Origin of the sequence: Vogesella sp. (assembly GCF_046297735.1) — a bacterium.
GTDB lineage: Bacteria > Pseudomonadota > Gammaproteobacteria > Burkholderiales > Chromobacteriaceae > Vogesella > Vogesella urethralis.
The window spans coordinates 70,200-83,429 of record NZ_JBKBHK010000013.1; the positions used below are offsets into that span (position 1 = coordinate 70,200).

Consider the following 13,230-nt stretch of genomic DNA (forward strand, 5'->3'; position numbering starts at 1 on the left):
GTGCTTTTTGATTATGCTTGCTGCTATCGAACATTCCGCGATGGCAAACATGAACAAAGTGCTCACAGTCGCCGTGCTGGCCGCCCTGGCCGGTGGCGCATGGTGGTGGCAGGCCGGCAAGGCAGCGGCCGACGATAAAAACGCGCGCGCCAAGCGGCCGCCGGTGGTGGCGTTGGCGCCGGTGCAACCCAACCGCTTGCCGGTGGTGCTCACGGCCAATGGCACTGTCACGGCACTGGACCGTGTCGAGGTGAAACCGCAGGTGTCCGGTGTGGTCAGCCGGGTGCCGGTGCAGGAGGGCACGCTGGTGAAAGCCGGCACCCTGCTGGTGCAGCTGGATGACGCTGCCGAGCGCGCCGCGCTGGCACGGGTACAGGCGCAACAGGCCAGCGACGCAGCGCAGCTGAAGATTGCCGAACGCGACCTGGCCCGCGGGCGCGACCTGTTCCGCCAGCAGTTCATTTCGCAGAGTGCGCTGGACGCGCTGCAGGGCAAGGTAGACAGTTTGCGCGCCACGCTGGCGGCCGCGCGGGCCGAAGTAGACGCGGCGCGGGTAAGCCTGCGCCAGAAGGCCATCTACGCGCAGGTGGATGGCCGTGTCGGCGCCATCAGCCTGTCGCCCGGTACGCTGGTGCAGCCTGGCATGGCCACACCGATGCTGACGCTGACGCGGATGTCGCCGGTGGCGGTCAGCTTTACGCTGCCGGAACAACAACTGCAGGCGGTGCGCCAGGCGCAGCAGGCCGGCCCGCTCAAGGTGGTGGCGCGTACCGGTAACGGCGCCGGGCAGTGCCACAGCGGCGAACTCACCTTTATCGATAGCGCAGTCGATAGCGCCAGCGGCAACGTGCTGCTGAAAGCCCGTTTCGATAACACCGGCACGGCCTTGTGGCCGGGCCAGTTTGTGAATGTCGCGCTGCAAGCGGGCGCCTACCGCGGTGCGGCCAACATTCCGGTGGCGGCCTTGCTCACCGGCCCCGACGGCCAGTTTGCCTACACTGTGGGCGCCGACAGCAAAGCGCAGCGCATACCGCTGACGTTGCTGGCCATCCAGAACGAGCGCGCCATCGTGCGCGGCATCGCCCCCGGCTTGAAGGTGGTGGTCAATGGCGGCCAGAACGTGCGCCCCGGCGAGCTGGTGACGCTGGCGCCGCCGCGCAAGCAGGACGCCAGTGCGGCAGCCAAGGTTGGCCGCAGCGAGGCCAGCGGTGCGGCAGCAGAGGGTGGCCGTGGCGGCCGCGCTGCCGGCAAGGGTGGCCAAAACCTGGCCGAGTGCGGCCCGGTAACCGGGGGCGATAAAGCTGCCCGGGCAGCGGGCGGCGACGCCAGCGCGCCACGGGCCGAAGCGGGCCAACGCCAGCGGGCAGCCAGCGGAGCGCAATGATGAATATTTCCGAGCTCTGTATCCGCCGCCCGGTGATGACGGTGCTGCTGTGCCTGTCGCTGATCATCGGCGGCTTGTTGGCCATGCAGCGTATTCCCATCGCCGCGCTGCCCAGTTACGAGACGCCCACCATCAACGTGTCGGCCAGCTTGCCGGGCGCCAGCCCGCAGACCATGGCCAGCTCGGTGGCCACGCCGCTGGAAAAGCAGTTCGCCACCATTCCCGGCGTGGCGGTAATCAGCTCCAGCAGCAGCCAGGGTAGTACCTCGATCACGCTGGAGTTTGAACCGGGACGCAATCTGGATGGCGCCGCGCTGGACGTGCAGGCCGCTTTGCTGCGCGCGCAGCGCAGCCTGCCGGACGAGATGACCAGCCTGCCGTCCTACCGCAAGGTCAACCCGGCCGACGCGCCCATCCTGCTGCTGGCGCTGAACTCGCCGGCGCTGTCGCTGACGCAGCTGAATGACTATATGGACAACCTGGTGTCGCCCACCTTGTCCACCATCAACGGCGTGGCCCAGGTGCAGGTGTTTGGCCAGAAGCGCTATGCGGTGCGGGTGAAGGCCGACCCGCAACGGTTGGCCGCACGTAACCTGACGCTGGACGAGGTCGCTACCGCTTTGCGTGCGGCCAACGGCAATACGCCGCTGGGTACGCTGGAAGGCCCGTCGCAGGTGCTGACCATCCAGTCCGACAGCCAACTGAAGAGCGCCGCCGAGTTTGCCGCCATGGCGGTGGCCAACCGTAACGGCAGCGTGGTGCGCCTGGCCGACGTGGCCACGGTGGAAGACAGCATCGAAAACCTGAAGACCGGCAGCTGGGTCAACGGCGAACGCTCCATCGTGCTGGCGGTGTTCCGCCAGTCCGACGCCAACACCGTGGCGGTGGTGGACGCCATCCGCGCCATGCTGCCCAAGCTGGAAAGCCAGCTGCCGGGCTCGGTGCGCGTCACGCCGCTGTCCGACCGTTCCGAGTCCATCCGCGAAGCGGTGCACGACGTGAACCTCACCATGCTGCTGACGGTGGCGCTGGTGATCATGGTGATCTTCATGTTCCTGCAGCGCATGGCCGCCACGGTGATTCCGGCGCTGACGCTGCCGATCTCGCTGGTAGGCACGCTGGGCCTGATGTACCTGATGGGCTATTCCATCGATAACATCTCGCTGCTGGGCCTGACGCTGGCGGTGGGCCTGGTGGTGGACGACGCCATCGTGGTACTGGAAAACATCGTGCGTTACATGGAGGAGGGCGACGACGCGATGACGGCGGCGCTGAAAGGCTCGCGCGAGATCGCGTTCACCATCGTCAGCATCTCGCTGTCGCTGGTAGCCATCTTCATCCCCATCTTTTACATGGATGGCGTCATCGGCTTGCTGTTCCACGAGTTTGCCGTGGTGGTGTCGCTGGCCATCCTGGTGTCGGCGGTAGCGTCGCTGACGCTGATCCCGCTGCTGGCGTCGCGCTTTTTGCGACGCGACCACATGCCGCACCACGCCGACGCCGGCCAGGGCCACGCTATTGCCCGTGCGTTCGAGCGCGGCTTCGAGGCGCTGCTGGCGGCCTACGAGCGCACGCTGGACGCCGCCTTGCGCCATCGCCGCCTGACGCTACTGGTGGCGCTGGGCACCGTGGCCGGTTCGGCGTGGATGTTCCACGCCATTCCGAAAGGCTTCTTCCCGGTGGAGGACACCGGCCAGATCAGCATCAATACCGAAGTGCCGCAGGACGTGTCCTACGACCGGTTGGCCGCACTGCAGGCGCGGGCGGCTACCATCGTGCAGCAAAGCCCGCACGTGGCGGCGGTGACGTCGTCGGTCAGCGGCAGCGGCGGGCGCATGTTTGTCACGCTGAAGCCACGCGGCCAGCGCGGCAAGATCGACCAGGTGGTGGATGACCTGCGCAAAGACCTGCGCAAGGTGAACGGCCTGAGCGCGGCGATCAACCCGGTGCAGAACCTGCGCCTGGGCGGCCGCAGCAGCAAGAGCCGCTACCAGTACGTGCTGCAGAGCGTGGACAGCAGCAGCCTGTACGACTGGGGCGAGAAGCTGGAGCGCGCCATGCGCAAGGACAGCCTGTTCCAGGACGTCAACAGCGACGCGCAGCGCAAGGGCTTGCAGGCCGAGCTGCACATCGACCGCGACAAGGCGGCGCAGCTGGGGGTGGGCATGCAGGCTATCCGCACCGCGCTGTATACCGCCTTCGGCCAGCGCCAGGTAGCCACCATCTACACCGACAACGACAACTACTCGGTACTGCTGCAGCTGGACGACAGCCAGCGCGTGAACGAGTACGACCTCACCCGCCTGTACGTGCGCGGCAGCGGCAGCGAGCTGGTGCCGCTGACCAGCGTGGCCAGCATCCAGCGCACGGTTGGGCCGGTGTCGGTCAGCCATCAGGGCCAGCTGCCGGCGGTAACGCTATCGTTCAACCTGCCGCCGGGCGTGGCGCTGGGGGACGTGGACGCGCGCCTGCAAGCCATGCAGCAGGAAATCGGCCTGCCGGCCAGCGTATTTACCAGCTACGCCGGCGACGCGGCGGCGTTTGCCGAGTCGCAAGGCAGCCAGACCACGCTGCTGCTGGTGGCCTTGCTGGTGATCTACGTGTTGCTGGGGGTGCTGTACGAAAGCTACATCCACCCGCTCACCATCCTGGCCGGCCTGCCGTCGGCGGCGATGGGCGCCTTGGGCGCGCTGATGCTGCTGAACCAGGAGCTGACCATCATCGCCAGCATCGGCATCCTGATGCTGATCGGCATCGTGAAGAAAAACGCCATCATGATGATCGACTTCGCGCTGGCAGCGCAGCGCGAGCAGGGCATGAGCCCGCAGCAGGCCATCCGTACCGCCTGCCTGTTGCGCCTGCGCCCGATCCTGATGACCACGTTGGCCGCCATGATGGGCGCGCTGCCGATTGCACTGGCACTGGGGGCCGGCGCCGAGCTGCGCCAGCCGCTCGGTGTGGCGGTGGTCGGCGGCCTGCTGTTTTCGCAGCTGGTGACGCTGTACATCACCCCGGTGCTGTACCTGTGGTTTGACGGTCTGGCAGCCAAGGTTGGCCGCAAGCAGCTTGCGGCTTAACGGCCTGGCGCCGGTACCGCAGCGGCGGCTAAAACCGCCGTCTGGCATGTAACACGACACCCCCGCTTGGCAAGGCCAACCGGGGGTGTCGCCCATTTTGGCCCCGTGTGCCCTGCACACGGGGCTTTTGTTTGACCGTAACCGGCGCACGGCCGGTGCAAAGCGGCTGCTGCGACTGTGGCATTTTTACCAACGCATGCTGTAGGAATACGTAGGTAATACCACAAAACTACCAATTTGCCCGAAGTGGGCAATTTCTGGCGCCAAATTATGGCTAAATTGAGCCGAAGTTGCGCAGATTGATGTGCAAAAAATGGCACATTGGCAATATTTTAATGCTGATGTACCATTGCTTTTGCTGAAATATGTTTGAAATCAACAATTTAGAGCAATATTTCTAAATTAATACCAATAAGGTTCCAGTTGTGCCGTTTTCTTCTTCCTCCCGCGTTCGCGGCTTCACCTTGCTGGAAATGGTGGTGGTGGTGGCGCTCGCCGGCATCCTGCTCAGCGTCGCCCTGCCGGCTTACCAGAGTTACGTGCGCCGCAGCAGCGCGCAGACCGCCGCCGCCGACCTGGTGGCCTTGGGGCTGGCAATGGAAAGCCTGTACCAGCGCCAGCTGGTGTACCCGCAACCGGCCAGCAACCCCACTGCCGATACGGCGGCGACCCAGGCCTATCTGGCGTCCGGCGGGGTGAGCTCGCCGTGGTCGCCAGCGCGCGGCGACCGCTTCGCTTACACGGTGCAGGCCGCCAGCGGCAGCTACACGCTGACCGCCACCGGCTTGCCTGGCGGCAGCAATGCCGGTTGCCAGCTCACTTTGTCCAGCAACAACGTGCGCGCCGTCAGCGGCGGCAGCGCCTGCGGCGGGGTATCGGTGTGGTAAGGCCGGCAACCGGCTTCAGCCTGGTGGAACTGATGATCGTGCTGACCATTGCCATGGTGCTGCTGCTGGCCAGCGTGCCGCTGGCGCGCAGCTGGATGGCCAATGCGCGGCTGGGGCAGGCGGAATCGCAGCTGTTACAGGCCTACGCCAAGGCCCGGGCCGTGGCCTTGCGTAACCCGCTGGCGGCCACCGGCAGCACGGCTGCGGCCAGCTTGCGCCTGGTGGCGCCGCGCCAGCTGCAGGTGTACCAGGGCAGCAGTGGCACGCTGGCGTGGTCGGCCACGCTGCCGGAGGGCGTGGACGGCTGGTTGGCGGCCGATGTCGCCGCCGCCAGTGCCGGCTGCAGCAATACGCTGCCGCTGGACAACGCCGGCCTGCCGCTGGCGGCGTGTGTTTTCTATCACTTGTCTGCCGACGGAGGAGACCATCGTGCCAGCCGTTTGCGTTAGGGAACGTCGCGCCCAGCGCGGCATGAGCCTGCTGGAGGCGCTGATTACCCTGCTGTTGATGTCGGTCATCGGTATCGGCACCGCTTATGTGGCAGCCAAGGCCATGGTGGCGCAGCAGCGCACGGCCGGCCAGCACCTGGTGGTGAGCCAGATACGCGAGGCGCTGGCGCAAGGTGCCTGCCGGGGTACGGCGGCGGTGACCACTACCCTGGCGCTGGGCGCCAGTGGCGTGCAGGCCAGCTGCCGCAGCGTGGCGACCACCTTGCAGGTGGTACCGCTGGGCGGCAGCCTAGCCAGCCAGGGCGTCAGCGTGGCGATGCCGGCGATGCAGGCCAGCGGCACCGTGCTGGGGGGCGAGGTCCGTGTCGACCCGCTGGGCTCGTGAGGCGGCGCCAGGCGGGCTTGTCGATGCTGGAGTTGCTGGTCGGCATGCTGATTGCCATGTTTAGCGTGATGGCCATGCTGTCGCTGTTCCGCACCACCAGCCGCGTCACCGCCGAAAGCCGGGTCGGGGCACAGCAAGACGGCCAGTTGGCCGCCGCGCTGCTGGCGGCCGAACAGTTGTTGTCGCAAGCCGGTTATGTCAATGCGGCTGCCTCCGGCGTACTACCACAGCCGCGCTACCCGGACGACCTGCGCCTGTTGCAGCGGGCCACGCCCGGCGGCAGCGCCGAGCCGCTGCTGGCGCTACCGGCCAGCGGTGCGCTGACCGCTGCCAGCGGCGCGGGGCAGGCGCTGTTGTGGCGCAGCCGTGATGCCAGCGGCGTCTATCACTACGACGGCGTGTACGCCCCGGCCAGCGGTGGCCTGTGGCGCTTGCAGGGCAACAGCATGGACTGGGCCGGCTGGAGCGTGGCGGCGCCGCTATTGCAGCCGCCCACCCCCACCCCCGCTGCCGCGGCCGATACCGGCGTGGTGCGCTTGTCCTTGCTGCCGGTTGCGGGCGGTTGCCAGCCGTATGGCCTGGTCAGCCAGGCCAGTGGCGGCCGCTATCTGCTGCGGCTAGCCGTGGCAGGCCATGCCGGCCAGCAAACCGTCAACAGCAGTATCTGCCTGATGAATTTTTCCTGATGCCCCTTTCCCGCCGTCGCCGCCCGCCGTGTGCGGCCAACCTTTACCGCCAGCGCGGCATGGCCGCCTTGTTGCTGGTGTTGCTTACCGGCATGTCGATGTCGGCACTCACCCTGGGGGTGATGCACTACGTGCGCGCCGCGCAGGACAGCAACCAAGCGGTTCACGCCCGTACCCAGGCCCAGATCAACGCCTGGGCCGGCGTGGAAGCGCTGCGCCAGTACCTGCAGGGCAAACAGACTACCGACCTGGCCGCGCTGGACGAGCTGGCCGTGCGCCGGGCCGATGGCAGCGAACTGGCGCGTATCCGTTTTCAGCCCGGCTGCGCCAATGTGGCGGCGGGGGCTTATTGCTTCCGTATCGTTGGCCGCAGTGCCAACAGCACGGCCACGCTGGAAGCCGGCCTGCAACTGACCGCCGCCAGTCAGGACTTCGCCCGCCTGGGCAGTGCGCTGGCGGTGAACGGCGGCCTGAACGTCAGCGGCAACCTGTTCCAGGTCATCAACGGCAGCAGCGGCCTGGGCGGCGTGGCGGTGGACGGCGATATCAATATCGAGAAAATCAGCAGCAGCGCGTCGTCGCCTACCTGCGCCAGCGGCAATATCAAGATCGGCGGCAACGGCCAGTACACCGGCAGCTACCTGGCCGGCGGCGATATCTGGGTGTTTGGTGGCGCCAATGCCCGCGACGTCAGCCTGCAGGCGCGCAGCGTGGTGATCGGCGGCAATGCCGAAGACGGCCGCGTGCGCCCCGGCGGTGCCTCGCGCTACCAGCGCATCAGCTACCAGCAGTTTCTGGCCACCGGCCCGGTCGAGATAGCAAGCCTACAAGGCGGCGGCAACCTGTACGTGCCGTCCCCCTGGCTGTTGCCGACACTGACGCTGGGCAGCATTGGCGGCCGCGCGTTGACCTTGCCCGATTACAACACCGCCGCGCAGCCGGCCAGCTGCCGCCTGGACGGCAAAGGCTTTGTCTGCAGCGAACCACCAGCCAGCGGCAATACGGTAACCCTGCCGCGGCTGACGGTGGCGACACCACAGACCATCCCGCCGGTGGATTGCCAGACGGCGCTGGTGAATCAGGACGCCAACCGCCTGGCGGCGCAGGCCAACTACATTTTCTATTTTGATGACCAGAATGGCGGCCGCCCCACCTTGCGCATCCAGCACCTGCGTAGCAGCAGCGGGCTGGACCTGGCTGGCACCTACGACCTGAGCCAGAGCACGCTGAGCCTGACCAGCTTCCCCGGTGCCCCTACCTTGCCGTTCATGCGTTGCAATGGTGGCAGCTGCCGGCTATGGGAAAAAACCGCCGCCACCGGCTGGGGCCGGCTGGCCGGGCTGGAGCTGCCGCCGGGGGTGGTGTTGTTCAAGGGCACCGCGGCCAACGATGGCAGCGTGGAAATCAGTGCCGCCAGCAACGTGCTGTACAACACGCTGCTGTCCGGTGGCACCTTGCGGCTCAGCAATACCGGCCTGCGCCAGCTGGTGGCGCCCAATTTTTCCGGCACTGCGGCCAACCCGCAGCGTGCCGAGGCGTGCCGGCAATCGGTTTACCCTACCCAGCTGTGTGACGATCGCGGCCGCCTGAAAACCTGGCAGAACGCTGCCGGCAGCCACGTTGGCGTGCCGGTGGGCAATATGGCGGTGGTGGTGAATGGCTCGTTTGCGCCCAATGGCTGGCAGATTGCCGGCAATGTTGTGATCAGCAAGCTGATCCTGGTCAGCGGCCAGAAGGTGAGCATTCGTGGCGCGGTCTGGGTGGGCGACGGCGACACGCTGGCCAGCGAGCTGCCCAGCGAAATCACCAATGAAGGGCTGGAGATCGACGTCAGCCAGCTGACGCCGGACCAGACCTACATCGATAACGGCGGTGACGGGCAAGGCAGTGGCGGCAGTGGTGGTAGTGGCGGCGGCGGTAGCGCCGGGGGTGGCAGCAGCGGCACCGTCAGCGCCGTGCGCATCGTTCGCGTGCGCGCCTTGTAGTGGCTGTGCGGGTTATTGGCCCGTGTTAGCCGGCTGCGGTGTCACTGCTGCCAGTCGGCGGTGCATCGCTGAATTCGGCCAGCGCCCAGTCGCGGAATGCAATCACGCTGGGCAGGGTAGCCAGCTCTTGCGGATAAATCAGGTAGTAGGCCCAGCTGGTGACCAGTGCGATATCCGACAGCTGCACCAGGCTGCCGTTGGCCAGGTCGTCGGCAATCATGCTCTCCTCGGCCAGCGTGATACCCATGCCGCGCGCGGCGGCGGTGATGGCCAGGTCCAGCGTATCGAAGGCGTAAGCCTCGATGCTGTTGCCCGGGTTCATGCCGGCCAGGGCAAACCATTGCGACCAGAACTGGTCCTCGTGCGACGGGTGCAGCAGCGGGTAGTCCAGAAACTGCTTGATGCTGGGCAAGGGCTTGTCGCGGAACAGGTCGGGCGAGGCCACCGGCACGAAGCGAGCGCCGCGCAGGCGGTGGTAGATCAGGCCCGGCTCCTGCGTTTCGCAGGCCTGGAATGAGATGTCGTACTCGCGGCTCTTGAAGTTGGGGTCGAAGCCGGTCACCGTCACCAGGCTCACCATCAGCTCGGGGTAACGGTTGCGGAACTGGGTGAAGCGCGGCAGCACCCAGCGCGAGGCAATCGACGGGCTGGCTTTCACCCGCAGCTCTCGCGAGCGCCGCGAAATGGCGTCGCTGGCACTTTCTATGCGCGCAAATGCATCGCGCACAGCGGGGAACAAGGCAGCACCTTCTGGCGTCAAACTCAGGCCACGTGCCTGGCGGACGAACAGCGGCAGCCCGTAGTGAGCCTCCAGTGTTTGTATATGGCGACTGACTGCCCCTTGTGTCAGATGCAGGGTATCGCCGGCTCTGGTGAACGACTGCTGTTCGGCGGCTACCAGAAACACGCGCAGAGCGTTGAGCGGGGGCAGTTTCATCGCGCTTACTCCATGATTTTTCCGCATGGTAAACATGCGGATTCATGCTTTGTCAATGCGTGACGTTGTGGGTAAGCTGTTGGAGCATAACCGCTAAATGCACTGTCTGAATAAGCACTTGCTGGTGAAATATCGGCGGCAAAGTTTTTTATTGCCAATATTTCTTTAAATTAGGCATGAATTTTTAACATGATTAAAATTCATGCAATGTCGTGCCGGTCAGCGAGGTAAAATCCACGGCTGCCAGTGTGATAAACACTGTTTTCATCTTGCAGCCCCTGCCCGCGCTTGGGTAGGCGCTGACGACTTGCTACACTGCATCATCGTGTTATTGTGTCATGCCAGCTTGACGCGCGATGGCCATGTTGTCATGCCATCGTGCCACCGAACCCGCCCCTGACGGGGTTGCGGTAGGGAGGACGGTTTCTGACTGTCACGGGTATGGTCTACCCGTCGGAAACCGGCCTGCCCGAGCAGCAGGCTTGCCTGCTGTCAAATCCTGATTTATCAGGGTTTTGCTCTGTCCCACGGTGTCCCGCCGGCTCTGTCCGGCGGGTTTTTTTTGCCCGTGCGGCCAACCTTATACTTCCGCCCATTCGCGTAGCAGGTTGTGGTAGGTCGCGGTCAGCGACATTACCTCTGCGCAGTCCCCCACTTTCTGGCGCAATTGCAGGATCACCATGTCGATATCGAACAGCATGGCGCGGCGGCTATCGCTGCGTACCATGCTCTGCGTCCACATGAACGACGCCAGCCGGGCGCCGGCGGTGACCGGCTCTACCCGGTGCAGGCTGGTGGACGGGTACAGGATGGCATCCCCCGCCGGTAACCGCACACTGTGGGTACCGTAGGTGTCTTCCACCACCAGCTCGCCGCCTTCGTATTCTTCCGGATCGCTAAAGAACAAGGTGCACGACACGTCGGTGCGGATGTTCTGTCCGCTTAGCGGGTCGCGGCGAATGGCGTTGTCTACGTGGTTGCCGTAGGTCATGCCGCCCTGGTAGCAGTTGAACATCGGCGTCATCAGCGTCTGTGGTAGCGCGGCCGACATATATAAAGGGTGGCGGAACAGTGCCTGGCGCACCAGGGCAGCCAGTTCGCGTGCGGTGTCGCTTTCCGGCGCCAGCTGCAGGTTGTGTTTGACGCTAACGGCCTGCTGGCCGGCGGTGGCGCGGCCATCGTGCCAGGGGGCGGCCTGTAGCAGGGCGCGCGCGTGCTTGAGTTCGTCGGATGTAAGGACGGCAGGGATGTGCAACAGCATGAGGGTTCCTGTAACAGCAGGGTAGGCAAACGGCGTGGACGGGTGGGGCGCCTGGCCAGCGTTTTGCCTATCGGTCTGCAACGATAGGCAAAACGGCCTGCCGTGGGGCAGGCCGCTCAGGCTTACTGCTGGGCTTCGGTGACGAAGCCGATACGGCTGACGCCGGCGTTCTGTGCGTCGGCCAGTGCCTCGGCTACTACCTCGTACCGCACCGCCTTGTCGGCGCGCAGGTGCAGCTCCACTTGCGGGTTGGCTGCGGCAGCCTCGGCAAAGCGGCTTTTCAGCCGGCCTTCCTCCATCGGAATGTCGTTCCAGTAAATCTTGCCGCCGGCGTCGATGCTCAGGCGGATGGCTTCCTGTTTCTCTTGGTGTGCCGCTGCGCTGGCCTGCGGCAAGTCCACTTTGACCGCGTTGGTCAGCAGCGGGGCGGTAATGATGAACACCACCAGCAAGACCAGCATCACGTCCACCAGCGGCGTGGTGTTGATCTCGGACATCGGCGCGTCGGCGCCCTTATCGAAACTACCGAATGCCATCTTTGCCTCCCATCGTTAGCAGGTGTGCATGCAGGTCATGGGTAAAGTGATCCAGGTCTTGGTTGATCAGACGGTTCAGGCGGGTGAACGTGTTGTAAGCCAGCACTGCCGGAATGGCAGCCGCCAGGCCGGCGGCGGTGGCTACCAGCGCCTCGCCGATCGGGCCGGCGACGGTGCCGATCGATACCTGACCCTGCGTGCCAATATTCACCAGGGCGTGATAAATGCCCCAGACCGTACCAAACAGGCCGATGAACGGTGCGGTCGAACCGATGGTAGCCAGAAAGGTCATGCCGCCTTCCAGGTTTTGCTGCTCCTGCGACAGACGCTTGCGCAGCGCGCGAGTCAGGTAGTCGTCCAGGCTGCATGCCTCGCCCAGCGAACCATCACGGTGTTGATGGTACTTGCGCAGCGCAGCCAAGCCTTCGCGCAGCAGTGCAGCAACTGGTGCCTCGCTCTGCTGCAACTCTTTCTCGGCAGCCTGCCAGCTGGATGCACCCCACAATTGTGCATCCGCTTCGCGGTTCAGGCGGCGTACCTGCCAGGCACGCCAGCCGCGCAGTACGATGAAGTACCAAGTCAGTACCGACATCAGGATCAGAATCAGAAACACCGACACCAGTACGGCATCGCCCTGTTCAAAGGTAAGCATCAGGTTCATGGTTTACGTCTTGTTTTTGTGAGGATGGGTAAATTCGATTGGCACCAGGCAGTACTCTTCTACCGCTTCGCCGCCGCGCTTGCCGGGTGTGAACTGCCATTGGTTGGCCACAGTGCGACGCGCCGAGTTATCCAGGCGCGGGTAGCCGCTGCTCTTCGAGACCGATACCGATAGGGCCCTCCCTTTGGTGCTGACTAGCACGCGCAGCACCACGGTGCCTTCTTCTTCCAGCTCCACCGACAATGGCGGGTACTCGGGTTTGGGGTTGCCCCGCATGCCGCTGATTGGCGTCGGCGCAATATAGGGTTGTTCTGCCGCGGCGGGTTTTTCCGCGACGGCAGGGCGGCTATCTGCCACGACTGTCGGTGCAGGCGCCGCAGCAGCGAGCGTCGGTGGCGCTGGCGGGGTAGGGGCGGGTGCCGCAATGGCATTGGCCGGCGGCGCCAGTTTGGACTGGCTCACCTGTACCGGCGGCGTCGGCGCCGGTTTGGGCAGTGCTTTCGGCTTGGGCGGCGTCGGCTCTGGCTTGCGCGGCTGCGGTGCAGGCGGTTTGGGCGCAGCTTGCTGCTGACTCACCGGCACCATTTCTATCATGGGCAACACTTGTGGCGGGGTAGTCTGTGCGGCATGGCCCGGTGTCATGAACAGCAAACCCAGGTGGGCCGCTCCGATGATGCCCAGCGCACCATAATGAAAAGCACGGTGTTCCATTACTGAGAGTAAACGTGATAATTATTCTCATTAATACTAATGCGATAGCCACTTCGTGTCAAAGTAGACAACACTCCACTGCGACCACGCGCGCAACGGGCTTTTGCCTGTCTATAGCGTGCCGGTTGCGCCCGCGGCAACACAGTGAAGAAAAGGTTGGCCGCATGCGGCCAACCTTTTTGCTTTTCGTCACCTTTGCAAATCAGCTACTTAAGCAATTACTTGCACTTTTTTGCAGGCGAGGTGTTGACGGCCCAGAGCGTGGTGGGTA

General features: G+C 64.8%; 12 protein-coding genes. 7 read left to right on the top strand and 5 right to left on the bottom strand.

Annotated features, from left to right (window positions below; all coding sequences use genetic code 11):
- The first annotated feature begins 49 nt into the window (after positions 1-49).
- The 7 genes from ACK4FZ_RS14280 to ACK4FZ_RS14310 all read left to right on the top strand — a co-directional run bounded on the left by ACK4FZ_RS14280 (position 50) and on the right by ACK4FZ_RS14310 (position 8,853).
- Positions 50-1,384, top strand: a complete 1,335-nt coding sequence (locus ACK4FZ_RS14280) for an efflux RND transporter periplasmic adaptor subunit (RefSeq protein WP_409821952.1) — start codon at positions 50-52, stop codon at positions 1,382-1,384.
- On the top strand, positions 1,381-4,461 hold the full coding sequence (locus ACK4FZ_RS14285; RefSeq protein WP_409821954.1) for an efflux RND transporter permease subunit: 3,081 nt from the start codon (positions 1,381-1,383) through the stop codon (positions 4,459-4,461). The genes ACK4FZ_RS14280 and ACK4FZ_RS14285 overlap by 4 nt, the downstream gene beginning before the upstream one ends.
- A 425-nt stretch (positions 4,462-4,886) precedes the next feature.
- Positions 4,887-5,348 (top strand): type IV pilin protein, encoded by a 462-nt coding sequence (locus ACK4FZ_RS14290; protein ID WP_409821956.1) that lies wholly within the window; start codon positions 4,887-4,889, stop codon positions 5,346-5,348.
- On the top strand, positions 5,342-5,797 hold the full coding sequence (locus tag ACK4FZ_RS14295; protein ID WP_409821958.1) for a Tfp pilus assembly protein FimT/FimU: 456 nt from the start codon (positions 5,342-5,344) through the stop codon (positions 5,795-5,797). Before ACK4FZ_RS14290 ends, ACK4FZ_RS14295 begins: the two co-directional genes overlap by 7 nt.
- Entirely contained in the window at positions 5,778-6,182 is a 405-nt protein-coding gene (locus tag ACK4FZ_RS14300; RefSeq protein ID WP_409821960.1) for a prepilin-type N-terminal cleavage/methylation domain-containing protein, read from the top strand. The genes ACK4FZ_RS14295 and ACK4FZ_RS14300 overlap by 20 nt, the downstream gene beginning before the upstream one ends.
- Positions 6,183-6,205: 23 nt before the next feature.
- Positions 6,206-6,868, top strand: a complete 663-nt coding sequence (locus ACK4FZ_RS14305; RefSeq protein ID WP_409821962.1) for a hypothetical protein — start codon at positions 6,206-6,208, stop codon at positions 6,866-6,868.
- Entirely contained in the window at positions 6,868-8,853 is a 1,986-nt protein-coding gene (locus ACK4FZ_RS14310; RefSeq protein WP_409821963.1) for a hypothetical protein, read from the top strand. Before ACK4FZ_RS14305 ends, ACK4FZ_RS14310 begins: the two co-directional genes overlap by 1 nt.
- Before the next feature lie 25 nt (positions 8,854-8,878).
- Here the strand turns inward: ACK4FZ_RS14310 and ACK4FZ_RS14315 are convergent, their stop codons facing one another.
- From ACK4FZ_RS14315 to ACK4FZ_RS14335, 5 genes are all read right to left on the bottom strand, one after another.
- A complete protein-coding gene (locus ACK4FZ_RS14315) occupies positions 8,879-9,790 on the bottom strand; it encodes a LysR substrate-binding domain-containing protein (RefSeq protein ID WP_409821965.1) in 912 nt (303 codons plus the stop codon).
- 580 nt (positions 9,791-10,370) lie between these two features.
- Positions 10,371-11,051, bottom strand: a complete 681-nt coding sequence (locus tag ACK4FZ_RS14320) for a Fe2+-dependent dioxygenase (protein WP_409821967.1) — start codon at positions 11,049-11,051, stop codon at positions 10,371-10,373.
- A 122-nt stretch (positions 11,052-11,173) separates the two neighbouring features.
- Positions 11,174-11,587: an ExbD/TolR family protein gene (locus ACK4FZ_RS14325; protein ID WP_409821969.1), complete on the bottom strand. Its 414-nt coding sequence runs from the start codon at positions 11,585-11,587 to the stop codon at positions 11,174-11,176.
- Positions 11,574-12,248, bottom strand: coding sequence for a MotA/TolQ/ExbB proton channel family protein (locus ACK4FZ_RS14330; RefSeq protein WP_409821971.1), 675 nt, complete (start codon positions 12,246-12,248; stop codon positions 11,574-11,576). The genes ACK4FZ_RS14325 and ACK4FZ_RS14330 overlap by 14 nt, the downstream gene beginning before the upstream one ends.
- 3 nt (positions 12,249-12,251) lie before the next feature.
- Positions 12,252-12,959 carry an energy transducer TonB gene (locus ACK4FZ_RS14335; RefSeq protein ID WP_409821972.1) on the bottom strand — a complete coding sequence of 236 codons (708 nt, stop codon included), beginning with the start codon at positions 12,957-12,959 and terminating at the stop codon, positions 12,252-12,254.
- Between the last annotated feature and the right edge of the window lie 271 nt (positions 12,960-13,230).

Bases quoted from the DNA above. Each gene is read 5' to 3' on its own strand.
- ACK4FZ_RS14280 (WP_409821952.1), top strand. From the start codon at position 50: ATGAACAAAGTGCTCACAGTCGCCGTGCTGGCCGCCCTGGCCGGTGGC.
- ACK4FZ_RS14285 (WP_409821954.1), top strand. From the start codon at position 1,381: ATGATGAATATTTCCGAGCTCTGTATCCGCCGCCCGGTGATGACGGTG.
- ACK4FZ_RS14305 (WP_409821962.1), top strand. From the start codon at position 6,206: ATGCTGGAGTTGCTGGTCGGCATGCTGATTGCCATGTTTAGCGTGATG.
- ACK4FZ_RS14310 (WP_409821963.1), top strand. From the start codon at position 6,868: ATGCCCCTTTCCCGCCGTCGCCGCCCGCCGTGTGCGGCCAACCTTTAC.
- ACK4FZ_RS14315 (WP_409821965.1), bottom strand. From the start codon at position 9,790: ATGAAACTGCCCCCGCTCAACGCTCTGCGCGTGTTTCTGGTAGCCGCC.
- ACK4FZ_RS14320 (WP_409821967.1), bottom strand. From the start codon at position 11,051: ATGCTGTTGCACATCCCTGCCGTCCTTACATCCGACGAACTCAAGCAC.
- ACK4FZ_RS14325 (WP_409821969.1), bottom strand. From the start codon at position 11,587: ATGGCATTCGGTAGTTTCGATAAGGGCGCCGACGCGCCGATGTCCGAG.
- ACK4FZ_RS14330 (WP_409821971.1), bottom strand. From the start codon at position 12,248: ATGAACCTGATGCTTACCTTTGAACAGGGCGATGCCGTACTGGTGTCG.
- ACK4FZ_RS14335 (WP_409821972.1), bottom strand. From the start codon at position 12,959: ATGGAACACCGTGCTTTTCATTATGGTGCGCTGGGCATCATCGGAGCG.